Source organism: Pseudoalteromonas sp. Xi13, assembly GCF_003952205.1.
Classification (GTDB): domain Bacteria; phylum Pseudomonadota; class Gammaproteobacteria; order Enterobacterales; family Alteromonadaceae; genus Pseudoalteromonas; species Pseudoalteromonas atlantica.
This window is the reverse complement of sequence record NZ_CP034439.1, coordinates 1,437,589-1,463,625: the sequence shown is the minus strand read 5'-3', so window position 1 is coordinate 1,463,625 and position 26,037 is coordinate 1,437,589. Positions and strand designations below refer to the sequence as shown.

Here is a 26,037-nt window from a genome sequence, read left to right as displayed (position 1 = left end):
TACGAGAATATAACTCTTTTATTGAACCAACTGATGCCAATCTTATCAAAATACTCTAATGAAGAAGTAGAACAAATCGTCGATCAGCTCATTGATGTGCTAACGCAACACAATGCGCCGGTTGATTTAAGCCTTATGTGTTTAGGAAATTCTATCACGCATATCCTAAAAGAGCATGTACCTGCAGGGAAAAGACAAGCCGTAACTGAGAACTTTGCAAAAGCACTTGCTCAGTCGGTTAAATAAATTATATGAATTTATCGCAGCACAATCAGTTTTCGTCAAAAGCGAGTCAGTTATTAAGTTGGGGCCACTGGTTCACTTTTGCAAATATTGGTTTAGCGCTTTTTATTAGCCTAAGTTTTTTATTTGCAGATTCACCGCCAACTAGCTTTATGGGTATTACCTATATGTTAGTGACGTGGTTAAGCCATACCAGCTTTATCGCTTTTTTAGCATTTGTGCTGACGGTATTTCCTTTAAGCTTAGTGTTTCCCTACCCTCGACATATTCGAGGTATGGCTGCCGTTATTGCTACGCTTGGGGCGTCTATTTTAACGCTTGATGCGTATGTATACGTTAATCTGGGCTATCATTTAAGCTCTTCTGCGCTACCGGAAATCATTTCCTTACTGTGGCATCGTCTAACTAGCTCGCCCGCCCTTACTACCTTGTTAGCCGGGGGGATTGTTTTACTCATTTTAGGCTTCCAGTTAGTTGTAAGTAACTATACGTGGCAGCACTTAGCGCGTTTAAAACAACTTAAGTTTGCCCGTTTTGCCAGCTCGTTTTTAGTATTATGTTTTGCACTTAGCCACAGTATTCACATTTGGGCAGATGCAAATTTAAAGTTTGATATAACGAAGCAAGATAACGTTCTACCGCTGTCGTACCCTACGACCGCTAAAAGTTTATTAGCAAAAAATGATTTGCTCGACATTGAAAGCTATAAACAAGCTCACAATGTAAGAATTAATAACCAAAATATTAATTACCAAATACCTGCGCCAATGCAAAAATGTGAAGATTACACTGCGCAGCAAGTCGATATTTTTGTATTTGATAGCAACGAGCAGTTAAAACGCTTTGTTGCCAAGCATAAAAACCTACATAAAACTGATCAGTTCTTACAGCCAACACACCATGGCGATAGCTTGTTTAGTTTAGTGTATGGCTTACCTTCTTTTTATAAAATGGCTATTTTATCAGAGCGAACCTTACCTGCGTGGCAAAGTCAGCGCAGAAGCATAGAACTTGCTGGAATTGAAAAGCTAAACTTTATAAACGATCAAGCGCATTCAAACAGCGCAATTAAAATCATTAAAGGTGAAGATAATCCGTCTCCTCGCAGTGACGATACCCATATTTTTGCGTTTAGCTTAGCTAATAATAGCTCGGAAGTAGTTACATCATCGGTGTTATACAGCTCAGATAAGCGAATAGCCAAGGTAGATGGACTTATTCAACCCAGTGATATTATTGCAACCAGTGTAGGCCAATACTTAAACTGTAAGTCTGTGGTTAAACAAACCATGCTAGGTGAAAACCTGTATAAGAAAAAAACGGACACTGGCGTTAATTACTCGCAAGGCGTAGTAATTGCTTACAAAAAAGATAGAATTACGCTAATAGATTCAGACGGTAACTATAAAAATATATCTGCCGCTGAAGGTTTTTCTATTGAGCAAAGCCTCGATATCCCGTTTTTAGTACAAAGTATTAAAAAGCTAAAAACCTACACACAATAGCCCTATCCCTTAACCTAGCTTGCTATAACACCAAGCTAGGTTATATTTACTAAATCATAGTAAACGCTCAGGGATGAAATTAATGCAAAAACACACACTTTTTTTATGCGCAGTAATGGTATGCCCACTTTCTCTGCATGCGCAAAATGCCACAACTTACTATAAATGCGTGACAAAAAACGGCACTATCTTTTCGCAATTCCCTTGTAACGATAACGCTACCGCCTACACAATTAATACTGTATCGGGAATTAATACTGCACCGGCACAAGATTACACAAAAGAGCTAAACGCATTAGAGCGCGAACGGATTGTGCTTGACCTGCAAGCTGAGCTGAGAAGTAATACTAATAAATTAGCGATTATAAAACGTAAAAAAGACCGCGCAGAATACAACCAGCAACAGCGCCTCAACCGTATTTTAGATGACGAGGACAAAAAGTTAATTAGCAAAGATATTACCAAGCAATTAAAAATAATAAATAAAGATCATAAAAAGCAAACCACCGAAATTGAAAAGCGCATTAAAAAGTTAGAGAAAAAAATAGCTTCCTACCAATAACTTAGCTTTTGCCATCACACTCAATTATGCTTTAAGCTAAAAGTATAAAAACTGAGAATATTTACCTTGGTTTTAAACTTAAAATAACATAACCTTAACAACTATAGAGTTAAAGCTCTAACGTGTATAACACTACAGCACCACTAACATTTATAAATGCTGTACTAAAATCGTTATATACACTTTTTTAAGGAGTGTTTATGCAGCCACGCCACATAGCTGAATTAATTTTAACAGGTTTTAAAAAGCATTATCAGCTGTTTCAAAAAACCACCGCCCAAGCCCCGCTTGCCTTTGCAAAGCGCGATTGGCAGCAAATTAATGAAATTAGTAAACTGCGTATTAGTTACTACGATGACAGAGTAAACGAAACCACTAAAGCATTAAAACAAGCACAGTTAACTGAGCAATTAGATGAGCAGCTTTGGCTTGAAGTAAAAATACTGTTCCAGCGCTTTTTATGCTTTCACCCTCAAGCTGAACTTGCCGAAACATTTTATAACTCAGTATTTTGCCGTTTGTACCACAGACGCTATTTTCATAACGACTTTATATTTGTACAAGCCACATTAAAAGATGCCCCAGCCATTCCTGTTGAGGCAGAGTACCGCAGCTACTTTCCAGTGGTTGATGGTTTAAAGCCCACAATAAAACGCATTATTGAGCATTTTGATTTTAAAGCCCCGTTTGTAAATTTAGAGCGGGATATACGTTTGCTCGTAAAGGCATTTTACAAACAAGCGCCCGACACTCACCACCAGCCTTGGCAAATGCGCTTTGATATTTTGCACACCCCTTTTTATCGTAATAAAGCTGCTTACATAGTCGGCCGTGTGGTCTCTCAAAGTGGTGTGCAGCCTTTTATTATTGCAGTACTGCACCATGAAAATAAAGGCTTATACCTCGATGCGCTATTAACCAAATCATCGCAAATGCGGGTGATTTTTGGCTTTGCACGGGCTTATTTTATGGTTGAAACCCATGCGCCCTCAGCCATGGTGCGATTTTTAAATCAACTTATGCCTAATAAAACACTCGCTGAGCTTTATAATGCCATTGGGTTTCATAAACAAGGTAAGACTGAGTTTTACCGTGAATTTTTACATCACTTGTCTCACTCAGACGATAACTTTATTATAGCGCCAGGCACACCAGGCATGGTTATGATGGTATTTACGCTGCCCTCTTTTGGCTATGTATTTAAAGTAATTAAAGATAAGTTTGGCGAAAGCAAACCGTTTGGCCGCGATACCGTCCTTAAACGCTATCAACTGGTAAAAAGCCATGATCGGGTTGGCCGCATGGCCGATACCATAGAATACTCTAACGTCGTATTTCCTTTGGCACGCTTTGATAGTAATTTACTGGCACAGCTACATAAAACCATTGGCTCATCTATGGTAATTGAAGGCCCGTGGCTTATTATCAAGCATTTATATATTGAAAGGCGCATGACACCGCTTAATTTATTTTTAGAAAACGCCAGCGAAGAAAGTGCTGCCGATGCAATAGAAGAGTACGGCCAAGCACTTAAAGAAATGATTGCGGTAAATATTTTCCCAGGCGATATGCTGCTTAAAAACTTTGGGGTAAGCAAACACAAGCGCATTATTTTTTACGACTACGATGAGGTTCAATACCTAACAGATATGAACTTTAGGGCCTTACCTAAGGCCAAAAGCTATGATGATTACTTAACTGATGAACAAAGTTACTCAGTTGCGCCGCAAGATGTTTTTCCTGAGCAACTTTGTACCTTTGTTATGCCAAACCCAAAGTACAAACAGTTTTTGCTCAGTACACACCCCGAGCTTGTTGATGTTAGTTTTTGGAAGCAAGCTCAGCAAAATATAAAAAAGGGTCATGTTAGTCACATATACCCATACCCGACAGCACAACGCTTTATTCATCACTGGTAAGCGTTAAAGGACACACAATGAACATAAGTAAAATAGATTTAAATTTGCTGGTTTACCTCGACACCCTATTACGTGAGTGTAACGTAACCCGCGCCGCTAACCAGTTAAGTATTACTCAACCCGCTATGAGTAACGGCCTTAAGCGTTTAAGAAACTTGTTTAACGACCCAATTTTGGTACGTACCAGTGAAGGTATGGTCCCCACAGAGCGTGCTATAGAGCTGCAACCGGTTATTCGCGGTATATTAATGACCCTAGAAGAAACCCTCGCACCTAATCGCGAATTTGAAGCCAGCCAAAGTAAACGTGTTTTTAGAATAATGGCCAGTGACTATGCAGCCAGTACATTAGCGCCAAAGCTTTTAAGTAAACTTCATGAAGAAGCGCCCGATACAACCTTAGATATACTTACGCCTAGTGATGTAACGTTTCATGATGTTGAAAATGGTAAAGTGGATATGGCAATTAACCGCTTTGAAAACCTTCCGCAATCTTTTCATCATAAACGTATATGGAAAGACAGCTTTTGCTGCTTAGTAAAAGCCGACAACCCAATTATCGAAAACTTTAGCCTAGACAGCTATTTAAAAGCCCGCCATATATGGGTCAGTAAAACCGGCTTTGGGGTTGGCGTAGGTATGGACCCTAAAGATGTACAAAAGCTAGGTTGGGTAGATGAAGCACTTGCCCATTTTGGTAAACACCGAAATATTGCCACGTTTACCCGTAATTACCACGTAGCCATTCATTTAGCAAAAGAGCAAAATTTAGTGGCGACCTTACCTTCAAAGGCTGCCAATATTTACTTAGATGATGCAGGCCTTAAAATTTTAGAGCCTCCATTTCCTATACCACCTTTTGAACTAGATATGATCTGGAGCCCTTTACTGCATCGCGATGCAAGTCATATTTGGTTACGCCAAAAAGTAGCCGAAGTGGCGGATGAGCTTAAATAACCTTATTACAAAAGCCATGTAAAATTTGCGAGGTTGTTTTATTTTAAATAGCCTTGCAGTTTGAATATAAATAAAATAGCTAACTATTTCAGCATGTTAAAAATTAAAATAAAACTGGAATGGCCTTTGCTCTATTTACTATGAAACTTAAATTCATGTAAAGAGAGGTCATTATGAATACCCATCAAGGAACAGAAGCAACTCATATTACTGACATCATCCAAGTAATGAACAGTGGCATTGATTTTTATCAAAAAGCGCAAGAGAAAGTTGAAGACCCAGCCATTGGCGCATTATTTCAACGCATGATTGACGCACGAAAAGTAAGTGTTGAGCGCTTACAACCTTATGCAGTTAACGAAAAAGGTGAGCGTGAAGACGGCTCTTCTTTTGCTGTAGAAGCACGCAGAGCTTACACAGCCCTACTCACTTCATTTAGTTCTCATAACGATAAAACATACGTTAAAGAGCTTGAAGAGGTAGAAGATAAAACCCTTGAAGAAATTAAAGCAGCGATGGATAAACCACAGCCAGCCGACTGTGAAGCAGCCTTAGCGAAAACCTTGCTAACGATGCAAAGCTGCCACACCGAAATGAGCCGTATGCAAAAGCATTAATTTTCAAATGCATATATTTAAAACCCAGCCTAGCCGCTGGGTTTTTTATTATTAAAAGGTTTAAGGCTATAAGCCAATAATTGCAACACCCAGTTTAAACCCTGCTATGTATAGCCAAGTCCAAAATGCCACATTTAGTATTATCAAAGCCATACAGGGGTTAAACCAATCCGTAATAATGTTTAATTAAGCGAATTGGTATAATTTAACGCTGAGGTAAGGCGCAACACAATAAAATCGCGGTTGAGAAATAAATACTAAAAAGCCTAAATACAAAAAAAGGGCCTTACGGCCCTTTGAACTTAAATAACATAAGGGAGTGTTATTTATTAAAAACGGTATTCTGCGCCTACATAGTAATAAGCACCATTAAAGCCAAATGGCGCTGAACGGCGAGAGTATTCAAATACCCCATCGCTGCTTACAATCGTATTGCCATTTGAATCTACAATTGTGCCCGAGCGTGAGTTACCAATGGTGTTTTTATCTGGGTACACGTCAAATAAGTTATTTGCACCAATATTTACAGATAAATCTTCAGTCACGAAGTAATTAACTTTAACGTCAGTTAAAATTTCTGCACCGTAGGTTTGGCGTCCGCCATCTTCTACTGTGTATTCACCAAAGCGGTTAAGTGAAAGGTTCACAGTCCAATCTCCACGCTGGTAAAGCGCACTTAAGTTGATGCGATCTTCTGGTTGCCACTCTTCAATAATTGAAATTTCTTGATCAGAGAAAACATCTTCAACAGGTACGGTTTCAAGCCCTGAGCCCGATGGCGTAAATAACGACACCACCTCAGTTTCAGTAAAGTTAGCTGCTAAAGTAAAATCAAGCGTGCCACCTAATCCTTCGGTATTCCAAGTAGCTACAAAATCAATACCCGAAGTTTCGGTATCTGCACCATTTAAGAAAAACTGCCCTGCACCTGCGCCTGAGCTGATTAATGCAGCATCTAGGCTTGAAGAAAGCCCTTTACCTAAACGGTTACTAATTACTATGCGGTCGTCAATATCAATTGAGTAGTAATCCACAGTAACATTAATGTTATCCGTTACGTTGTAGACAATACCTAAGCTGCGGTTTTGCGATTTTTCTTCTTTAAGTTTTGGAATACCTAAACTTTGTGCAAGGGTTGAATCGTTTCTGAATGTACCTACTTCTTCAGCAACTAATGAGCCGTCTTCAGCCACAACAAATTGTGTGCTGATATTGTTAAAATACAATTGCTGCATTGATGGCGCTCTAAAGCCTGAGCTTAATGCACCACGCAGTGACACATCATCAGTAATTGCCCAGTTACCCGCAAGCTTAAAGTTTACCGTGTCGCCAAAGCCTTTGTAATTATCGTAACGCAGTGCGCCTGATAAAATGACATCTTCAATTAGGTAGGTTTCTGCATCAAGGTAAAACGAAATTACATCGCGTGACTCATCAACCGATGATGCCGGCGAAGAACCACCAAAACCTTGCGTACCGCCAGAGGCATCTTCAGAGCCTACACCGCCACTTAAACCACTATAAATACTTACCCCATCAAGGGTGTCGTAATCACGATAAGCATATTCGCTGCCCTCTAAAATACGGTATTCATCGGTACGAATTTCTGCACCCATAGCCAGTGAGTAGTCATCAAAGTTTTGTGTAAAATCTATATTAATGGTTTGCAGTGATAACTCCATGCCATAGGCATAGGCTTCACGCGGAATAGTACTGCGAATATCAGCGGCACTTAAACCTTGCTCGTAACGTAAAAAGTTAGCGTACGAGGCATTGATTGTGTCACTTGTTGTGTAATCAATGCTGTTTTCACCGTAGGTATACGATACATCTAAACTTGCATCGTTATCAAAGTCGGTTTTGTAACCAAAGTTGTAAGAAATATCATCAATTGTGGTATTAATTTTAGGTAAAAAGCCTAACGGGATAGTTGCGTCGTTGTCTTGTAAAACAGGGTTACCGCCCGCATTTGCATTATGACGGAAAAACGCTGCTGATTCGTTATCGCGCGTTGAATAAGTAATAAAGCCATACAGCTCGCCATCACCTAACTCATACCCTGTATTAACGGTTAAGCCAAATTGTTGTGAGTCGGCATCGCCAATACGAAAAGTGTCTCTGTCGGCGGTCAGTTCACGCGGATCGCCTGCCAGTAAAGTACCGTCGCTAAGCTCTGTACAGCCATAAAACTGACACGAGCCGTGCAAACCAGCGCGGTTAGTAGGCGAGCGGTCGCGGTAATTAAGTGTTGCATTTAAGTAGCCGCTATCACCTAGGGCAAACCCTTTATTAAAATCAACGTTTACTGTTTCGCCATCACCCTCTGAGTATTGGCCGTAATTAACCGCTGCTTTGCCGCCTTCGCTGCCATCTTTTAGTACAATATTAATTACACCGGCAATTGCATCTGAGCCGTATTGCGCTGCTGCGCCGTCTCGTAAAACTTCTATACGTTTTATAGCTGAGGCTGGAATGGCATTCATATCGGTACCTGCGGTACCACGCCCTACTGAGGTATTGATATGAATAATACTTGCCTGATGGCGGCGCTTACCATTAATAAGCACAAGTGTTTGGTCAGGCCCTAAACCACGCAGTGTTGCAGGTCGTAAGGCATCAGTGCCGTCACTGATTGACGAGCTTGAAAAGTTAAATGAAGGTGCAATAGATTGCAACATACGGCCAACTTCGGTTTGGCCTGTGTTTTCAAGTGCTTCAGCACTTAAAATATCAACGGGTACGGGTAAATCTTCTACTGAGCGCCCTGCTACGCGGCTACCTACAATAGCAATTTTTTCTATTTTCTCTTGTGCAACATCCTCTGCTGCATTCACACCGTGTGAATTTGCTGCAAGCAATGCTGGTAATACAGCTGCACTAACCCCTGAAAGCTTCATCATGTTGTTATCTTTCCTATTGATTTGTTTGAGTTTTATACTCAGTAAACCATTTTGATCAACAACCGCATCGAGCTCAGTCCCACTTAATAATGCTTGCAGTGCATCTAATTGGGTATAAAAACCATAAACCGAATTTGCTTGGTAATTTTTTGCCAACTCATAAGAAAACACCACGGTTTGCTCTGTTTGTTTAGCAAATTCTATTAAGGCTTTGTCTGCTCGCTGCGCTTGTATATCAAATTGCACCATTTGCCCAGTGGTCTGTGTTGCCCCTTGCACACTCAAGCTAAAAATAGCCGGAGCAAGTACACTTAAACCACTAAATAAATGCGTTTGGTTACTGCGCAATTTATATAAACAGCTGACAAACAAAATTCCTCTATAGTTTTTTATCTTTTTTTTAAACTTTTTTTTACTAATAACATTTAAAGATGCAACTTCACCTAACATTTGTTTGATATGCATAACATTTCTTATGATTTAGTTTGCTGTGTTAGGCTCACCATATGTTCACCTAAACGCTCATGCTCAATTGCAAAGTTAGTCTGTAAACTCTCAAGTAGCCCCTCAACATCGCCAGCTTTAAATACACCCGCCACTTTTATATTGGCAAGCTCATCGCTTGAAAGCTCAAAACGGGTAGAGGTGTAGCGGCTCACTTCATTTAATGCATCGCTTAAATGCTCGCCATTAAAAATTAACATGCCATTTTGCCACGCTAAATCACGCTGTACATCATCCACAGAAAGCTGTGTGATAGGTTTAGTAATGCTTTGCTCTATAATTGCTTTTTCACCAGAGATAACAATATTGGCATTGATTTTACGTACTTTTTTAGCGTTATTATCAGCCAGTTGGTAGTCTTTAAAATCGTTGGCACTTACCGCAACACTTGGGTCGGTGATCATCACTTTCCCTTCGGTTACAACCAGCTCTAAATCAGAAGAGGTATTGCGTTGTACATTAAATACAGTACCAAGTGCCGTAAAGCTCTTATCGCCAGCCATCACACTAAATGGGCGCGATGCATCTTTTGCTACATTAAAACGCCCTTCACCCTTGCTCAGTAATAACTGACGACGCCCTTTGCTATAAGCTACCTCTAATAGGCTATTCGTGTTTAATTGCACTATGGTGCCGTCGGGTAAAACATACGTGGCTTGTTCGCCCACCTTCGTTGTATATATTTTGGTGTAATTTATTTTAGCCAGCTCTTCGTTGTAGCCGTTTTCAAGGTTAATTAATAAGTAACTACACACCATTAATGCTGCAAATAAGCTCGCGGCAATCGCACTAGAAAACGCCCATCTTTTTTTCTGGGGCTGTTTTACACTTCTATGCGGAAATAAACTGCTTAACTCGTTTAATACGGACAATTCATCCCATAGCTGCGCAAGTTCGTAGACGGCATCTTGATGGGCGGTGCTTTGCATCATCCAAAGCTTAAATTGCTCTTTTTCAATTTCGCTTAAGCCCCTATCAATTGCGCTGATCCATTGGCAGGCTTTTTCTAAAATTAAATCTTTTGATGTAAATTGATGAACATTACTCATTTTGCTGCCCTCTCAATTGATAGAGCCGAATTACAAGCAGAATTATGTGCCGCAGATTGGTTATGATTTTGTTCATGTTCTTTCATGTATAACATGGTTTGTAATAAACCTTTGGCAATGTGTTTTTCTACTGTGCTTTCACTTAATTGCATGTGCTGGGCGATTTCTTTTTGGCTCATACCGTACACTTTTTTAAATATAAAACATTTACGGATAGAAGAATTTAGTTGATCCGTTGCTCTGCAAAAAAGTAAAAAACGCTCTTTTGAGGTGTACTCATCCTCAAGTTGTGAGGATTTAAGCAGCGGGGGTAATTCTGCGTTGTGCTCTAACGAGTCATTAAACTTGTTATCCCACTTGGCTATATGATTAAGCGCTAAGTGCTTTGCAGTTTTAAGCATGTAACTGCGTCTAAACTGAATATCTTGTTTTAAATCAGCTTCGTAGCTTTTAATAAAGGTTTCTTGCACAATGTCTTCTACGTCATCGGGCTGTACAATACGCGACACAAAGCGTTTTAACTGCTTAGTGATATCAACAAACGTTGATGTCATATTTACTTTGGTAGTCATCCTTAACATAGGCCTATTGTTATTTTTATTACCGATAGATTACGAGTTTTTGGCATAAAAACAAGCGCAAATGTTAATTTAGCGTTGTTTAGGTGGGTTTTGAGTAAACAGGAGATCAAATGAGTAAATTATTAGATTACATAAGGCTCAGTTTTTTTGCAGCAGGTTTACTATTAGGGGTACAAATACCAGCCTTTGTAAGCGACTTTGGGCACGCTTTAGATGCACATTTAATTGAAGCGAATAACGCATTAGCCCCGTTTAAAAAAGATGCTCAAAACTACTTTAACAACGATTTAAACAAGTTAATTGCCCACTATGAAAATATTGGTGATGATATTGTTGGTAAAGGGGCTACCCATATTAAAAGCCTCAATAATCGCCAGCACTCTTTACAAGTGGCAGTTAATAACTTTAACCAATCGCCCTATTTATTTACTTTAACCAGCGACTTTCTCACCATTAAAAAGCAAGTATGGCAACGCTTTGAAGGGCAAATAGTGTTAAAAAAAGACTCCATAATAGCAGCGCTTGTCAGCGCCATTATTATTGCTATTTTTGCTGAGCTTATTGGCTTTGTAACCTTGTTCATTATTAAGCGCGGGTATTACCGCTTATTCATAGCTGGCAAATAAAGACTTCATAAACTCATAAAACACCTCGGTTTTACGGGTTGTTAAGCTATTTTGAGGCCGTAAAAACCACACCGGCGCGTCGCTTTGGGCCATTACATTGGGCATCACCTCTACTAAGTTTCCGGCACTTAGCTCATCGTTAATTGCTATTTTAGATTTAATAGCTATGCCATGTCCGGCAAGCGCTGCTTGCGTCATGTTATCGGAATTAGAAATAGTAAAGCGCGTTTTGGCATTAAAGGTGTGTATTTTATTATTTTCATCATACAGCTTTAACTGCCTTTGCCAGGGTAAACACACCCAATAGTGCGTGCTCAGTTCGCTTAGTGTACAAGGCATACCATGCTTTTTTATATAACTTGGCGCTGCACATAAAATACGGGAGTTGTTGACAATTTTGCGAGAAAGCAGGCCAGAATCGGTTAATTGCCCTACTCTAATTGCCACATCTTGTGCATCATCGACCACATTGACAAAATGATCAGTAATTAAAAAGTCGAGCTTTAGCTGTGGGTATTGGGTTTCAAACTCGGTCAACTTAGGCATAACATACTTTGAAAACACCCACGGTGGCATAGTCACACGTAATAACCCGCTCACCGAAGAGCTTCGTGCGCCAATGCTGTGCTCTGCATCGTGCAAGGCTTCTATAATAGCCCCTACGCGATGATAAAATAGCTCACCGGCGGGCGATAACCTTACTCGTCTGCTGTCTCTAAACACTAACACGGTTGAAAGCTCACGCTCGAGCTTGCTTAGCCTGTGGCTTACTGTTGCCGGCGACAAACGTTGCTCACGCGCAGCTGCAAGCACCCCTTTATTTTCTACTACGGCAATAAATGTTTCTAGGTCACTTAAATTATACATACATTTGGCTAGGCAGTTTTTGGTGTTTAATATTTTCGAATGAAGCTTTCAGTTTTGCAATATATATTTAAATAACTAAAACACCCATAATCGCCATACAGTTATATTCGAGATTTAATAATGAGTTTAAAATCACAGATTGATGCCTATAACGTGCAAAAAGAAGCGAAGCTACCTGGCGATGTATTAGCCCTTATGGCGCAGACAAATGAAGAGCTCATTGCTCAGCATATAAAAAATAATGCGCTACAGGTAGGCGCTAAAGTAAGCAATTTCAGCTTAAACAATCATAGCGCTGAGCAAGTTGAGCTCGCTGATTTATTAAATAATGGCCCGGTAATAATTAGCTTTTACCGTGGTAACTGGTGTCCATATTGTAATTTAGAGCTAAAAGCACTTAATGATCACTTACCCGAATTTAAAACCCACAATGCGCAGTTAGTTGCGATATCGCCACAATTACCCGACGAAACGTTATCTAGCGCACAAAAAAATGCCCTTGAATTCGATGTGCTTTCAGATATTAATAACAAGGTGGCCGAGCAATTTGGTTTACTGTTTACTTTAGACGAGCGTATTGTGGCGCTTTATAGCCAGTTTGGAATTGATTTTGAAAAGTACTACGGCAATAAAAGTTATAAATTACCTTTACCTGCAACCTATGTAATTAACCAAAAAGGCATAATTACGTATGCCTTTTTAAACGAAGACTATACCCTACGCGCAGAGCCTACTGATGTATTGGCAGCCCTTGAATCGGAGCAACACTAATGTCTATTTTAAAATCGTTAAAAACCCTTACCCTATCACTACTTGTTGGTTCTAGCCTTGCCTCTGGCTACGCTATGGCTGAGGAGCCACAGGCACAAGTGAAACCTAAAGTACTTATTTTTGATGTAAACGAAACCTTGTTAGATTTAACCTCCATGCGCACCTCTATTGGTAAAGCGCTTGGCGGGCGTGAGGATTTATTACCGCTTTGGTTTTCGACCATGTTGCATCATTCACTCGTTGATACCGTAAGTGGCAATTATCACGATTTTGGGCAAATTGGCGTTGCGTCGCTGCGCATGGTTGCCAAAAATAACAACATAGCCATTACTAATGAACAAGCAAAAACAGCCATTGTCACCCCGCTTTTAACCCTACCTCCTCACAAAGATGTGAAAGAAGGACTGGCAAAACTCAAAGCACAGGGCTATAAGTTAGTAAGTCTGACAAATTCTTCAAACAAAGGCGTTAAAGCCCAGTTTGAGAGCGCTGGATTAATGTCGTTCTTTGATGCGCGTTACAGCATTGAAGATATTAAAATTTATAAACCAGACTTACGTGCCTATGAGTGGGTGCTGACAAAATTAAATGTAAAAGCAAATGAAGCAATGATGGTAGCGGCGCACGGTTGGGATGTAGCAGGAGCTAAAGAAGCCGGGTTACAAACAACCTTTATCGCCCGCCCAGGTAAAACACTTTACCCACTGGCAAAAAAACCAGACCGCGTTGTGAAAGATTTACATGAATTAGCCGCTCTACTTAAATAAGCTCTCCCAGCGCTAATTAATCAATACCCAAGCGGCCGATGTTAGGATGACATTGGCCGCTTTTTTATTAGGGTGTGTTGATTTTTGATAGTTAAATTTGCAGCAGTGTGTTTGGTTTTTAGGCAAGGCAGAGCCTATCAAGTGTAGTTATTCCATATAAATAAGCGAAACGCAGGAGCAGTTATCGTGTCCACTAGGTTACAAACCTCGCGCCGCAATTTAATCGCCCCTAGATTAAACAAATTTCAATCCGCAAAGTTCAACACGCCCTAATCAACATTCTTAAAAACTGGCTTATAAACAAACTATTTAGCATTTTTATCTGCTAGCAATTTACTCCCCACAACGCTACTATTTAATGAATACGCAGTGGAGATATTTATGAACAGTCAAAGATTAAGCGAATTTGAAGAATACTTTCAAATAAATGAAAGCATTCGAGTAAACTTATTTGCTGTAGAAAATCAGTTAGTGCCGCAATCTCAACTCGCGCTTGAAGACGACATACCTCCTCTATTTAAGCTAGCTAACGAAGTCAGTGAGCTTGAACAGGCCTCTTTAAGACCCCTTAGAAACCTAGGCGATTTAGCACAAGAGCTGGCGGCTTTTTTACAAGCACAGTCGCGTAAAATCGATTTAATAATGAGCCACATTTTAGCATCAGAGCAAGCTCAAGATAACGCCATACAGTGCGATAGCTACGGCGGAGGCGGTATTCGCTTTACTTCGCCTGATGTATACGCAATAGGCCAAGCATTTAGAACAAAGCTATTTTTGCACCACGAAGCCTCAGCCGTCTACTGTTATACAGAAGTTGTGGCCGTTGAAAAACAAGACAGCGAACACTACCAATACACATTACTGTTTACTGCAATAAGAACCACAGACCAAGAATTAGTTGTCAGAGCCAGCTTACATGCACAAACACGCCAGCTAAAAAAACGCCAAGAACTCGAGCAAATTGACGATGATTCTAGCGGCGATAAATAGCTGACATATGCATGTAAAATGCTAAACTAGCGCCACCGTAATTTGTATCAAAACTTCATGAACTTTAGACTTTTACCTGAATGGGCTGAGCAAGACGCCGTTATGCTTACCTGGCCCCATGCACAGACCGACTGGGCTGATACGCTTGAACGCGTAGAGCCTGTTTATGTTGAGCTTGCAACGCATATCACAGCCGTGCAGCAGCTTGTTATTGTTGCCCATAACACGGCGCTTAAAAGCCACATTACTGCCTTGCTTACAAAAGCGAATATAAACTTAAGCCACGTGCACTTTGTTGTTACACCAACAAACGATACCTGGGCCCGGGATCACGGCCCTATTACCTGCGCAAATATTGACGACGCTCGCCAACTTAAAATTTACGACTTTATCTTTAATGGCTGGGGTAATAAGTTCGAAAGTGCCCTCGATAATAAAATTAACGCAGTACTGGTAAACCAGCTAAGTAATCCAAACACTGATTACCAAGCCCAAAATGTGGTACTTGAAGGTGGCGGCATTGAAATTAACGAACACGGTGTGTTGCTTACAACCAGCGAATGTTTACTGAATAAAAACCGCAACCCCGATTTATCATCAGGCGATATTGAGTCAATTTTAACAACGCATTTAGGTGCAACTGACTTTTTATGGGTAGATCATGGCTACCTAGCCGGTGACGATACCGACAGCCATATCGACACACTGGTCCGTTTTGCCCCCAATAATACACTTGTGTATGTTAAGTGCGATGCTAAAGAAGATGAGCACTTTAACGCATTAGATGCGATGGAAAAGCAGCTGCAAAGCTTTAAAACGCAAAATAATACCCCATATACGTTAATTGATTTGCCGTGGCCAAAACCTGTGTTTGATGATGACAACACCCGTTTACCGGCAACGTACGCAAACTACTTGATTATCAATAATACGGTTTTAGTCCCTACGTATAACGATGACAACGACGCACTGGCGCTAGCGCAAGTTCAAAAAGCATACCCAGCGCACACTATTATTGGCGTTAATTGCCTACCTATTATTGAACAATTTGGTAGTTTACATTGCATTACCATGCAGTTACCTCGTGGATTTTTAGCTGGAGCAGCACAATGACAAGCCCTGCAAAATTAACCGTTGCCTTAGTGCAACAAACTAACAGTGATAACGCCTGCCAAAATATGGCAAAGTCGATTGCTGGCATTCGTGATGCTGCTAAGCAAGGCGCACAGCTTGTGGTATTACAAGAGCTGCATCGTAGTCTGTATTTTTGCCAAACAGAAGATGTGGATGTATTTGACTTAGCCGAAACAATTCCGGGCCCAAGCACAAATACACTGGGCGAGCTTGCTAAAGAGCTAGGCATCGTTATTGTGGCTTCACTGTTTGAAAAACGTGCCACTGGGCTTTATCACAATACCGCGGTGGTACTTGAAAAAGACGGCACCATTGCGGGTAAATACCGTAAAATGCACATTCCTGATGACCCTGGCTTTTACGAAAAATTTTACTTTACCCCAGGCGATTTAGGCTTTGAGCCAATTCAAACCTCAGTAGGTAAATTAGGTGTTTTAGTATGCTGGGATCAATGGTTCCCTGAAGCGGCCCGTTTAATGGCCATGGCTGGCGCAGAGGTATTAATTTACCCAACAGCAATAGGCTGGGACCCACGTGATGATAACGCAGAGCAAACACGCCAAAAAGACGCATGGGTAATAAGCCAGCGTGCGCATGCGGTTGCGAACGGCGTACCCGTTATTAGCTGTAACCGTGTAGGGCACGAAAACGACCCTAGCGGACAAAGCGAAGGTATACAATTTTGGGGTAACTCGTTTATTGCAGGCCCTCAAGGCGAAATGCTCTCAGAGGCGAACAATACTGATGAGCAAATTTTAGTAGTAGAACTTGATCAAAAAGCCTCTGAAAACGTAAGACGTATATGGCCGTACTTACGCGACCGCAGAATTGATCACTATCAAGACTTAACAAAAATTTACCGAGACTAAATAACTGCATGGCGTTTGTGAGCAAACGCCAACTAAAAAATGGAGCACTAAATGGCGTTTGAGCAATGGGCAGCCTTGCCGTGGGTAAAATCTCAAAAAGATAAAATTCAATGGGGGCAGCTAACTGGCAGTGCACTAAGTATAGCCATTGCAGAAGGTGTAAAACAGCAAAACGATTTAGTGCTTATTGTTACGCCAGATACGCCAAGCGCATTGCGACTTGAAACCGAGCTCGAATACTTATTGCCAGATAACCCGGTAATGGTATTTCCTGATTGGGAAACCTTGCCGTATGACCATTTTTCTCCGCACCAAGATATTATTTCAGCGCGCTTAGCCACTTTAAACACTTTAAAAAACGAGCAGCAAAGCGTACTTATAGTGCCTGTATCTACGTTAATGCTACGTACTGCGCCTGCTTCGTTTATTTATGGCTCTACCCTTAATTTTAAAGTAGGCGATAAACTCGACACCCATAACCTGCGCAGTAATTTAGAACAAGCAGGGTATTTAAACGTACAACAAGTAATGGAGCACGGTGAATACGCAATTCGTGGATCTATTGTTGATTTGTACCCGATGGGCAGCGTGCACCCATTTAGGCTCGACTTTTTTGATGATGAACTCGACTCTATTCGTTTATTTGACGTAGAAACCCAGCGCTCAGATGAAAAAGTTGATAAAATTGAGTTACTTCCCGCGCATGAATTTCCAACCAACGAAGCAGACGTTGAGCGTTTTAGAATAAATTATCGCGACAAATTTGGGGCCAGCTCAGAGCAAGACTCTGTTTACATGCAAGTAAGCAAAGGTACTTGGCCTGCGGGTATTGAATACTACATGCCGCTGTTTTTTGAAAAGCTTGCCACCATTTTTGATTACTTGCCAAACACCACTACGGTTATGCAACTAGGTGATTTAGAACACGCCGCAGATACCTTTTGGCACGATGTAAACGTACGCTACGAAAACCGAAAAGTAGATCCCCTGCGTCCACTACTGGCGCCCAGCGAGTTGTATCAACCTATTAATGAGTTGTTTTCTAATTTAGGTGAGTTTTCACGAATACGTTTATCGCAAGCTAAATTACCCACTAAAGCAAGCAATAAAAACTTAAATGTGAGCGAGCTGCCCGCAGTAAGAATCGATCATAAACAACACGAACCCTACGGCGCATTTATTAACTATGTGGCAGAGCAAAAAAAGAATAAAAGCCGTATTTTATTAAGTGTTGAGTCTGATGGTCGCCGCGAGTCTTTATTAAGCGTGCTTAAGCCAAGCGGCTTAAAGTTTAAAGAATTTGAAAGCTTACAGCAATTTACACAAAGCCAAAGCGATGTAGGCTTAATTGTAAGCCCTCTTGAGCAAAGTGTTGTACTGGGTACAAAACCGAGCCTTTCTATTATTACCGAGCAAGAGCTGTTAGGTATTAAGGTGTCGCAACGCAGGCGCCGTAAACATAAATACGAAGCAAGCCAAGATGCGCTAATACGCAACTTAGCCGAGCTTAAAGAGGGCCAGCCAATTGTGCACCTTGATCACGGTGTTGGACGCTATCAAGGCCTGCAAACAATTGACGCAGCAGGTGTAATCACTGAGTTTGTTACCATTACCTATGCCGGTGAAGCAAAACTGTATGTGCCGGTATCGGCACTGCATATGCTAAGCCGTTATTCGGGCGGTGAAGAATCAAGCGCCCCGCTTCACAAACTTGGTTCAGATGCGTGGGAGAAAGCCAAAAAACGGGCCGCCGAAAAAGTACGTGATGTAGCCGCGGAGCTGTTAGATATTTACGCACAGCGCCAAGCAAAACCAGGTAATAAATTTGCACTCGATGGGCAAAGTTATCGCCAATTTAGCGACAGCTTTCCATTTGAAGAAACCGACGATCAGCGTAATGCCATTGAAGCCGTACTTGGTGATATGCAATCAAAACTTGCTATGGACCGTTTAGTGTGTGGTGATGTAGGCTTTGGTAAAACAGAAGTGGCTATGCGTGCCGCGTTTGTAGCGGTTAACGATAACAAACAAGTAGCCGTATTAGTACCAACCACCCTGCTGGCTCAGCAACATTATGAAAACTTTAAAGACCGCTTTGCCGATTTTCCTATCGAAGTGGGAGTGTTGTCGCGCTTTAATTCAACTAAAGAGCAAAAAGACACGCTTGAAAAAATGGCCGACGGTAAACTTGATATCGTTATTGGAACGCATAAATTAATTCAGCAAGATATTAAATTTAACGATTTAGGTTTACTGATTGTTGATGAAGAGCACCGCTTTGGTGTACGCCAAAAAGAAAAAATAAAGTCATTACGTGCTGATGTAGATATATTAACGCTCACTGCAACGCCTATTCCGCGTACTTTAAATATGGCGATGAGCGGCATGCGTGATTTATCAATTATTGCCACCCCACCTGCTAAGCGTTTAGCGGTTAAAACCTTTGTACGCCAACGCGACAGCGACTTAATACGCGAAGCCATACTGCGTGAAATTAAACGCGGCGGCCAAGTGTACTTTTTGCATAACAATGTTGAGACTATTGAGCGAGTCTCGCAAGAGATCAGCGATTGGGTGCCAGAGGCTAGTGTCACCTCTGCTCATGGGCAAATGCGCGAGCAAGAGCTTGAGCAAATAATGACAGACTTTTATCATCAAAAATACAATGTACTGGTATGTACCACCATTATCGAAACCGGTATTGATGTGCCTACTGCTAATACTATTATTATGGACAGAGCCGATAAACTTGGCCTTGCGCAATTACACCAATTACGCGGTCGTGTTGGGCGAAGCCACCACCAAGCGTATGCTTATTTATTAACCGGCGATGCTAAAGCACTTTCTAAAGATGCCACCAAACGCTTACAAGCAATCGAGTCGTTGGAAGATTTAGGCGCAGGTTTTGCCCTTGCTACACATGATTTAGAAATACGTGGTGCGGGTGAGCTATTAGGCGACGATCAATCAGGGCAAATGCAAACTATTGGCTTTAGCTTGTATATGGAAATGCTAGAGCAAGCGGTTAATGCCCTTAAAAATGGAAAAGAGCCAACGCTTGAAAACCTGCTTCAGCAGCAAACTGAAGTTGATTTAAAACTCCCTGCCTTACTACCTGATGATTACATACACGATGTTAATGCGCGTTTAGGTATGTACAAGCGCATTGCAAGTTGTGCTAACCTTGCCGATATGGACGAATTACAAGTAGAGCTAATAGACCGCTTTGGTTTATTACCTGATGCCACTAAAAACCTATTTAGTATGCAGCAACTGAAAATGCGTGCTAGCGATTTAGGAATTACAAAAATAGAGGCAAACCCTAAAGGGGGCTACTTTGAATTTAGCCAAAATACGAAGGTTAATCCTAGCTTCATCATAGGCTTGATACAAAGTGCACCCCATGTGTACAAAATGGATGGCGCAAATAAATTGCGCTTTGCAATTAATGAGGTAAACCCTCGTGAACGCTTAAAAATGGTCACTGCAATGATTGCAGATTTCGAAAAAAAGGTTAGCCATTAATGTTGCTAAAAAAATCGCTTATCGTGTTATGTTGCTTATTTAGCAGCACCGCATTTGCAGAACGCTGGTTTGAAGTAGAAGTGCTGGTATTTAAACAGCGCCCTGCCCCCTATTTACAAGAAGACTTTAGCTTAAAGCACGAGCCCATTAAGGCGAAAAATACGTTAGAGCTACTCACCCCTTTATACACAGAGCAAGCTATGCAGGCATGTATAGATGGCGATAGTCGCTTTCAAAAACGCTCGTTTACCGACTCTTTAGTTAATGCCAACCCACAATCGGGTGTGTGTGATAACAGTATCGACTTTATGAAAAGTTACGACAAGTTGCCCGTTACGCCATTAGCACCGGCACAAGATACAATGGATGAGCCCTATTTACTCGCACCTGAGCAATTACAATTTACTGCCCAGCGCCGCGCTTTAGACAGAAAAGGTTTAGCCCCGCTACTACATACCGGTTGGCGCTTTGAAGGGGCAAGTAAATCGCGTGCGCCAAGCGTACATTTAATTTCTGGTGATCATATAAAACGCGACGTTAACACTACGCCTAATTATTCAAATCCCGACTTTATTAGCCTAGTACAAAGTAAGCCACAGCTATTTGATACCTCAGAGCAGCCCCTAAGCTATTGGGAGCTAGATGGTTTATTTAAAATACATTTACGCCACTACCTTTACATAACCGCTGATTTTGACGTAAACGAAAAACTACCTAATGGGGATATAGAATCGGCCCGCTTTTCACAATTTAAACGTGTAATTAGTGGTGAAATCCATTACTTTGATCATCCTCGTATGGGCATGATTGTACAAATACGAAAGTATAAACACTAAATCAATAGGACATAACAATGAAAAAACTCCTGATCATCGCAGCAACGCTAAGCCTGGCAGCTTGTTCAAAAGTAAGCCTAGAAAACTACGAAAAAATTGAAGTTGGCATGGATAAAGCCGAAGTAGAAGCTATTTTAGGCTCTGCTGATAACTGCGTAGAAAAAACCCTACATACTAATTGTGTATGGGGTGATGAGTCTAAAAACATTGAAATAACACTCGTTTCAGACAAGGTAACTATTTATTCTAAGCACGGTATTACACAGTAATACTGCGCTAAATTGGGTAAATTTACATGACACTAAGGGATAGCCGTTGCTATCCCTTTTTATTTTCTATTTTTTAGAGTAAATAAGTTCAATATTAACTATTTTACTGCGATTGAGGGTTATTTTGTAACGCTGGTATAAAGTTCTTTCCTCGTCTTTTAATACCATCACCAAATTTAACTGGTAGCGCCTTTCAACCGCTTGCTTTGATATTTTATTACCATCTAAATGATACAGCTTGCCCTCGCCGCGTTTTAAATACCGTGCAAAGGGCGCCAAATTAAAGCGCATACTTTGCTGCAGAGTATCGTAGCCTGGTAAAAACTCTTTGGCAGAAACACGTGTTTCACTAGCAAAATGCAGCCACTGCGCGGCTAGCTTGTTTTGCTGACGCCTTTTTGAAAATATTGTTTTTACTTCACTAGGGATTTTTTTAAAACGCATGTACTCAAGCCACACAAACTGACTTGCAACGCGGTCTTTAGTGATGCTGTTTTTAAATACAAACCGCCATTTAGGACGCCCCCGCACAATAGCGCGCCAAATTACCCGTGTAATGTCTTCTTTAAATATCTCACGCAAGCCGTAAATAACCCCTAATATTAAAATAAGGGTAGCGGTCACTTCGGTAAAGGTTGAGCGCGCATTAAGTATAACCACCATTACAAATGCCATAATGACAGCTGTAACCGTGCCTTTTACTAAACGCTTTAGGTAACTATTTAAATAACGCGTATTGCGATGCAAAATAACGCCGTGCTCTATAAGGCGCTGCAGTAAACGCATTTTATTTGTAATGCGGTTACCATCTTGCAACGTGGTTTCTGAGTTGTAATTTTGCTCAAACCGGTATGTATTTTCGTTTTTACAAAATTGCAGTAAGTCGTTGCGCTCTTTCGCAAAGTCACTGCTGCGCGGGCCTTCATCTAATAGTTTTAAAAACGACTGCTCCACATGCCAACTTAAATAGTTATCGGCATTGGTGTAAAACGGCACCAGTTTTTCATCATCGGGGGTATATCTGCGCAGCTTTTTTAGCAGCCCTTCACTTTGCTCAAACAGCTCTTGTGCACGGGCATAAAAAGCATCCACTTCTTGAATTTTTAATGCATCTTTAATATCAGCGTCGAGCGCTAAACGCACTTGATAACAGTACAAATTAAGGTTTTGGCGGTAATCTTGTTGCTCACCTTTGTTTTTACTAACAAAGCGGCTACGCACTAAGGGTAAGTGTATGTTTTTAGCGTTATAAGCTAAGTGCGATTTAAAGTGGTTATTAAAATAAGACTCTTCACTGAGGGTTTGCACGTTTATACCCATTTCATTGGGTATAGAAAAATACAGGTCGATACGCTGCTCAGAGCGCGGGGATAACTCTGGTTCTATGACAAAAGATAAATTTTCGTCTTGTTTTATCAAACAACTCTCCTTTTATTGAGTGTATAAGTGTACTGGTCTCCTTAATTTTGTTCAATAAAAAAGGCCCAGTAAACACTGAGCCTTAATACAATTAATGTGCTAATTAAAACTTAACGTTTACACCAGCAAATACACGGCGACCTAGTACATCGTATGTGTACGGGTCAGTGTTAGAATCGTTGTTACCTGTGTAGTAAGGTGGTTGCTTATCAAATAAGTTATTAACACCTGCTGTTACTGACACAGTCTCGTTAAAGATGTAAGCACCGCTTATGTCATGGTATACAACTGAAGGCGTTGTAGGCGCATAACATGATGACTCATCACCTTGACAGCTGTAGCTATCCATTCCTGCAATGTAGCGTGCTTTGTAGTTTGCGTTCCAAGCGTCGCCTTTCACAGTTAGTTCAAAGTTAGCTTTAACATCTGCATAACCACCGATACCAGAAGTAATTAAACCAGCGTAATCAATGCTTGATTCAACAACATCTACTAGGTACTCGTCTAGGTAAGTAACATCTAGTGATGTATTCCACGCAAGACCAGCTGCATCAAATGTGTAGTTTAAGTTTAAGTCGTAGCCTTTAGTTTGCTCGTAACCTACGTTTTGTAGTTGGTTATTAAAGGCAATACGGCCAGTGCTTTGGTTAAACGATACCGCAGCAGAGCTACATAACGCAGTACTTTGGTTAGCTAATGAACCATCTGTTGCTAAACAAGAGTCAACAATGTATTGGTTGTTAACAGTAGCAATTGCGTTTTCAATTTCAATGTCGTAGTAATCTAACGTCATTGAGAAACCTTCAAACCACTCTGGCTCGTACACAATACCCGCTGTTAGCGTATCAGCTTCTTCAGGCGTTAATTGGTCATTACCACCAACAGTTACTTCTGCTTGGTCTTGTGCACCAGGGAAGCTAACTTGTTCAAACGAAGGTGAATTACCTGAGTATAGCTCAGCTACTGTAGGCGCACGGAATGCTGTAGAGCGAACACCACGTAGCATTACTTCGTCGTTTACACGCCAAGTTAAACCAAGTTTCCATGTTTCGTCAGAACCAAAAGTGCTGTAATCGAAAGCACGGATTGCAGTGCTTAGTTCAACGTTTTGCGCTAAGAACGCATCGCTAACTAAAGGAATTGCAAGCTCTAAGTACGCTTCGTTTACGTCAAAACGACCGCTTGTAGGCTCAACACGTGGGTCGTTTGCAAGACCTTGTGATGTGATTGAATCTGGGATGTACCATGCTTTTTCTTCACGGCGCTCAACACCAGCAGCAAACCCTACGTAACCTGCAGGAAGTTCCATTACTTCACCAGCTAATGATGCAGTGAACATTAGTAATTGGCTACCACCTGAGTTTTGCTCAGTGTAAACGTAATCGCTTAAGTTCTCAGCAGACCAAGAAGATTGCATAAGTGGGTTAAAATCACCCGCTTCGATTGCATCTTGGATAGAGCCCATGTTGTGAAGGTTGCTTAAACGGTCAACTGAATCGTTACGACCAAAAATTACAGACACATCCCAATCGTAACCACTGTCAAGGTAACCTGCAGCACCTACTACAGTACGCACAGTGTCAACAACTTGTGAGAAATCACGAGTACCTGTGTCTGTCATACGACGACCGTAAGAAACTTCATCACCGTAGTTAATATTGTGGCTTGTTAGTGAATCGCCCATTTCTTCAGTGTAATCAAAGTCAAACCATACTGGCTGTGGTGCCATTTGTTGCTCTGACCAACGCTTAGAGTATGTGAATTCTGAGTATAAACGCGTGTCATCTGTTAAATCGAAGCTACCAATACCTGTAAGGTTTAAACGACGCATAGGCGTGTATAGGTAGCTGTCTGATGAGTAGTTGTACGCATCATCAGAACCAAAGTCATGCCAACCGTTGTCTGCTTGACCTTGTAGTGATTCATCACCTGACCATACGTGGCCATTTGGCGTGTATGAAGAACCAGAACAGTAAGGTGCACTGCCGTCGCCATCTTCAGTTAATGGACAATCAGAGAAGCTACGATCTGCTTGAGATGCGTCACCACGGTCAGTGTACTGAAGACCAATTACAACGTTACCACGACCAAAGCTACCACCCATAGTGATATCGAAAGACGTTTCATCAGCATCACCTTCTGTAGTGATTGCAGATTTAACATTTAAGTCTAAACCTTCAAAGTCATCTTTTAAGATGATGTTTACAACACCTGCAACCGCATCAGTACCGTATACTGCAGATGCACCATCTTTAAGTACTTCAATGTGCTTGATCATCGAAACAGGAATAGTGTTTAAATCAACAGTAGAGGCAGCACCTGTGCCTGAGTTGATCATACGACGGCCATTTACAAGTACTAATGTACGTTGTGAACCTAAACCACGTAAATCGATAGAAGCATTACCACCAGAACCATTATTGATACCTGGGTTGGTCATTGCACCACCAGTAGCAGTCATTTTTTGTAATACGGCATCAACCGAAACTGCGCCGGTTGCAGCAATGTCATCTGCACCGATTAAAGTAACTGGGCTAGCGGTTTCCATATCTGCGCGCTTAATGCGAGAACCCGTTACTTGAATTTTTTCAATAGCGTTTGCGCCATCTTCGGCCGCTACTACTTGCATACTTGAGAACATTGGGATTGCTGCGATTACAGCTAAACCAAGAGTTGATTTTTTCATGAATAAACCCTACTTGTTGGAAATTTACCTTGATTGGTAATGCTCACTTTTTATAAGAATTGTGAGTCAGGGGGGCAACTTAGGCTGAGTTAACTGAACAAAAACTTAATGAGAGATCGTTATATATACAACACCAAAAAAGAATAACCAAAAAAGGTACAAAGGTTATAACTTGTTGCAGTGTTAACTAAAAAAAACAATTAAAAATCATAGCCATACAACAAGAATAAAGCAATTAAAACACACCTGAAATCAAAGTTATGCAGATTGTAATCAAATGTAATTAATAGATAAATATACCCTTTTTAGAAAAATTAACATATTAATCACAGCGCATTAGTAAAACCGTAAAGCTGTAATAAAATTAAGAACCATAAATATGCAGATTTACCGCTTAAATAGTCTTATTAAGCTATTTATTTAGTTTTTTTGGTAATATTTT

The 26,037-nt window shown here is 40.9% G+C and carries 21 protein-coding genes; 15 read left to right on the top strand and 6 right to left on the bottom strand.

What is annotated here, in order from left to right:
* Window positions 1–33: 33 nt before the first annotated feature.
* From EJ103_RS06650 to EJ103_RS06625, 6 genes are all read left to right on the top strand, one after another.
* Window positions 34–246: a DUF1414 domain-containing protein gene (locus EJ103_RS06650; RefSeq protein ID WP_004588923.1), complete on the top strand. Its 213-nt coding sequence runs from the start codon at window positions 34–36 to the stop codon at window positions 244–246.
* Window positions 247–251: 5 nt separating this feature from the next.
* Window positions 252–1,748, top strand: a complete 1,497-nt coding sequence (locus EJ103_RS06645) for a DUF3413 domain-containing protein (protein WP_126006616.1) — start codon at window positions 252–254, stop codon at window positions 1,746–1,748.
* 82 nt (window positions 1,749–1,830) lie between these two features.
* On the top strand, window positions 1,831–2,310 hold the full coding sequence (locus EJ103_RS06640) for a hypothetical protein (protein WP_029772054.1): 480 nt from the start codon (window positions 1,831–1,833) through the stop codon (window positions 2,308–2,310).
* A 200-nt stretch (window positions 2,311–2,510) separates the two neighbouring features.
* Window positions 2,511–4,229, top strand: a complete 1,719-nt coding sequence (gene aceK, locus EJ103_RS06635; protein WP_126006614.1) for a bifunctional isocitrate dehydrogenase kinase/phosphatase — start codon at window positions 2,511–2,513, stop codon at window positions 4,227–4,229.
* Between the two features lie 17 nt (window positions 4,230–4,246).
* Complete coding sequence (locus EJ103_RS06630; RefSeq protein ID WP_024032602.1) at window positions 4,247–5,185, top strand: LysR family transcriptional regulator; 939 nt, start codon at window positions 4,247–4,249, stop codon at window positions 5,183–5,185.
* Between the two features lie 173 nt (window positions 5,186–5,358).
* The gene (locus tag EJ103_RS06625) at window positions 5,359–5,802 is read left to right on the top strand and encodes a PA2169 family four-helix-bundle protein (RefSeq protein ID WP_004588918.1); all 444 of its coding nucleotides are present in this window, start codon (window positions 5,359–5,361) and stop codon (window positions 5,800–5,802) included.
* A gap of 329 nt (window positions 5,803–6,131) precedes the next feature.
* Here the strand turns inward: EJ103_RS06625 and EJ103_RS06620 are convergent, their stop codons facing one another.
* The 3 genes from EJ103_RS06620 to EJ103_RS06610 are packed head-to-tail and all read right to left on the bottom strand — an operon-like array spanning window position 6,132 to window position 10,827.
* Complete coding sequence (locus EJ103_RS06620; RefSeq protein ID WP_054982354.1) at window positions 6,132–9,167, bottom strand: TonB-dependent receptor; 3,036 nt, start codon at window positions 9,165–9,167, stop codon at window positions 6,132–6,134.
* Between the two features lie 8 nt (window positions 9,168–9,175).
* On the bottom strand, window positions 9,176–10,255 hold the full coding sequence (locus EJ103_RS06615; RefSeq protein WP_055255352.1) for a FecR domain-containing protein: 1,080 nt from the start codon (window positions 10,253–10,255) through the stop codon (window positions 9,176–9,178).
* Complete coding sequence (locus tag EJ103_RS06610; RefSeq protein ID WP_126006612.1) at window positions 10,252–10,827, bottom strand: RNA polymerase sigma factor; 576 nt, start codon at window positions 10,825–10,827, stop codon at window positions 10,252–10,254. The genes EJ103_RS06615 and EJ103_RS06610 overlap by 4 nt, the downstream gene beginning before the upstream one ends.
* Window positions 10,828–10,946: 119 nt before the next feature.
* On the opposite strand from EJ103_RS06610, the gene EJ103_RS06605 reads away from it, so the two are divergent.
* On the top strand, window positions 10,947–11,462 hold the full coding sequence (locus EJ103_RS06605; RefSeq protein ID WP_126006610.1) for a DUF2937 family protein: 516 nt from the start codon (window positions 10,947–10,949) through the stop codon (window positions 11,460–11,462).
* On the opposite strand, the gene EJ103_RS06600 is transcribed toward EJ103_RS06605, so the two are convergent.
* Window positions 11,442–12,329: a LysR family transcriptional regulator gene (locus EJ103_RS06600; protein WP_024032599.1), complete on the bottom strand. Its 888-nt coding sequence runs from the start codon at window positions 12,327–12,329 to the stop codon at window positions 11,442–11,444. The two genes, EJ103_RS06605 and EJ103_RS06600, sit on opposite strands and share 21 nt — an antisense overlap.
* Window positions 12,330–12,449: 120 nt before the next feature.
* Between EJ103_RS06600 and EJ103_RS06595 the strand changes: the two genes are divergently transcribed.
* The 8 genes from EJ103_RS06595 to EJ103_RS06560 all read left to right on the top strand — a co-directional run bounded on the left by EJ103_RS06595 (window position 12,450) and on the right by EJ103_RS06560 (window position 21,490).
* Window positions 12,450–13,100 carry a peroxiredoxin-like family protein gene (locus tag EJ103_RS06595; RefSeq protein ID WP_126006608.1) on the top strand — a complete coding sequence of 217 codons (651 nt, stop codon included), beginning with the start codon at window positions 12,450–12,452 and terminating at the stop codon, window positions 13,098–13,100.
* Complete coding sequence (locus EJ103_RS06590) at window positions 13,100–13,867, top strand: haloacid dehalogenase type II (protein WP_126006606.1); 768 nt, start codon at window positions 13,100–13,102, stop codon at window positions 13,865–13,867. Before EJ103_RS06595 ends, EJ103_RS06590 begins: the two co-directional genes overlap by 1 nt.
* A gap of 381 nt (window positions 13,868–14,248) precedes the next feature.
* Complete coding sequence (locus EJ103_RS06585; protein ID WP_054982349.1) at window positions 14,249–14,857, top strand: PilZ domain-containing protein; 609 nt, start codon at window positions 14,249–14,251, stop codon at window positions 14,855–14,857.
* A gap of 57 nt (window positions 14,858–14,914) precedes the next feature.
* Window positions 14,915–15,970: an agmatine deiminase family protein gene (locus tag EJ103_RS06580; protein WP_126006604.1), complete on the top strand. Its 1,056-nt coding sequence runs from the start codon at window positions 14,915–14,917 to the stop codon at window positions 15,968–15,970.
* Window positions 15,967–16,860 (top strand): carbon-nitrogen hydrolase, encoded by an 894-nt coding sequence (locus EJ103_RS06575; RefSeq protein WP_004588908.1) that lies wholly within the window; start codon window positions 15,967–15,969, stop codon window positions 16,858–16,860. Before EJ103_RS06580 ends, EJ103_RS06575 begins: the two co-directional genes overlap by 4 nt.
* A 51-nt stretch (window positions 16,861–16,911) precedes the next feature.
* A complete protein-coding gene (mfd, locus tag EJ103_RS06570) occupies window positions 16,912–20,385 on the top strand; it encodes a transcription-repair coupling factor (RefSeq protein WP_126006603.1) in 3,474 nt (1,157 codons plus the stop codon).
* Window positions 20,385–21,221, top strand: a complete 837-nt coding sequence (locus EJ103_RS06565) for a peptidoglycan binding protein CsiV (protein WP_121637312.1) — start codon at window positions 20,385–20,387, stop codon at window positions 21,219–21,221. The genes mfd and EJ103_RS06565 overlap by 1 nt, the downstream gene beginning before the upstream one ends.
* Before the next feature lie 17 nt (window positions 21,222–21,238).
* Window positions 21,239–21,490: a hypothetical protein gene (locus EJ103_RS06560; RefSeq protein WP_004588905.1), complete on the top strand. Its 252-nt coding sequence runs from the start codon at window positions 21,239–21,241 to the stop codon at window positions 21,488–21,490.
* Window positions 21,491–21,556: 66 nt separating this feature from the next.
* Here the strand turns inward: EJ103_RS06560 and EJ103_RS06555 are convergent, their stop codons facing one another.
* Both EJ103_RS06555 and EJ103_RS06550 read right to left on the bottom strand, forming a co-directional pair.
* Window positions 21,557–22,909 (bottom strand): hypothetical protein, encoded by a 1,353-nt coding sequence (locus tag EJ103_RS06555; protein ID WP_024032591.1) that lies wholly within the window; start codon window positions 22,907–22,909, stop codon window positions 21,557–21,559.
* 103 nt (window positions 22,910–23,012) lie between these two features.
* Window positions 23,013–25,595 (bottom strand): TonB-dependent receptor, encoded by a 2,583-nt coding sequence (locus tag EJ103_RS06550; protein WP_029774528.1) that lies wholly within the window; start codon window positions 25,593–25,595, stop codon window positions 23,013–23,015.
* Between the last annotated feature and the right edge of the window lie 442 nt (window positions 25,596–26,037).

Bases quoted from the DNA above. Each gene is read 5' to 3' on its own strand.
- EJ103_RS06650 (WP_004588923.1), top strand. From the start codon at position 34: ATGCCAATCTTATCAAAATACTCTAATGAAGAAGTAGAACAAATCGTC.
- EJ103_RS06645 (WP_126006616.1), top strand. From the start codon at position 252: ATGAATTTATCGCAGCACAATCAGTTTTCGTCAAAAGCGAGTCAGTTA.
- EJ103_RS06640 (WP_029772054.1), top strand. From the start codon at position 1,831: ATGCAAAAACACACACTTTTTTTATGCGCAGTAATGGTATGCCCACTT.
- aceK (WP_126006614.1), top strand. From the start codon at position 2,511: ATGCAGCCACGCCACATAGCTGAATTAATTTTAACAGGTTTTAAAAAG.
- EJ103_RS06630 (WP_024032602.1), top strand. From the start codon at position 4,247: ATGAACATAAGTAAAATAGATTTAAATTTGCTGGTTTACCTCGACACC.
- EJ103_RS06625 (WP_004588918.1), top strand. From the start codon at position 5,359: ATGAATACCCATCAAGGAACAGAAGCAACTCATATTACTGACATCATC.
- EJ103_RS06620 (WP_054982354.1), bottom strand. From the start codon at position 9,167: ATGCATATCAAACAAATGTTAGGTGAAGTTGCATCTTTAAATGTTATT.
- EJ103_RS06615 (WP_055255352.1), bottom strand. From the start codon at position 10,255: ATGAGTAATGTTCATCAATTTACATCAAAAGATTTAATTTTAGAAAAA.
- EJ103_RS06610 (WP_126006612.1), bottom strand. From the start codon at position 10,827: ATGACTACCAAAGTAAATATGACATCAACGTTTGTTGATATCACTAAG.
- EJ103_RS06605 (WP_126006610.1), top strand. From the start codon at position 10,947: ATGAGTAAATTATTAGATTACATAAGGCTCAGTTTTTTTGCAGCAGGT.
- EJ103_RS06600 (WP_024032599.1), bottom strand. From the start codon at position 12,329: ATGTATAATTTAAGTGACCTAGAAACATTTATTGCCGTAGTAGAAAAT.
- EJ103_RS06595 (WP_126006608.1), top strand. From the start codon at position 12,450: ATGAGTTTAAAATCACAGATTGATGCCTATAACGTGCAAAAAGAAGCG.
- EJ103_RS06590 (WP_126006606.1), top strand. From the start codon at position 13,100: ATGTCTATTTTAAAATCGTTAAAAACCCTTACCCTATCACTACTTGTT.
- EJ103_RS06585 (WP_054982349.1), top strand. From the start codon at position 14,249: ATGAACAGTCAAAGATTAAGCGAATTTGAAGAATACTTTCAAATAAAT.
- EJ103_RS06580 (WP_126006604.1), top strand. From the start codon at position 14,915: ATGAACTTTAGACTTTTACCTGAATGGGCTGAGCAAGACGCCGTTATG.
- EJ103_RS06575 (WP_004588908.1), top strand. From the start codon at position 15,967: ATGACAAGCCCTGCAAAATTAACCGTTGCCTTAGTGCAACAAACTAAC.
- mfd (WP_126006603.1), top strand. From the start codon at position 16,912: ATGGCGTTTGAGCAATGGGCAGCCTTGCCGTGGGTAAAATCTCAAAAA.
- EJ103_RS06565 (WP_121637312.1), top strand. From the start codon at position 20,385: ATGTTGCTAAAAAAATCGCTTATCGTGTTATGTTGCTTATTTAGCAGC.
- EJ103_RS06560 (WP_004588905.1), top strand. From the start codon at position 21,239: ATGAAAAAACTCCTGATCATCGCAGCAACGCTAAGCCTGGCAGCTTGT.
- EJ103_RS06550 (WP_029774528.1), bottom strand. From the start codon at position 25,595: ATGAAAAAATCAACTCTTGGTTTAGCTGTAATCGCAGCAATCCCAATG.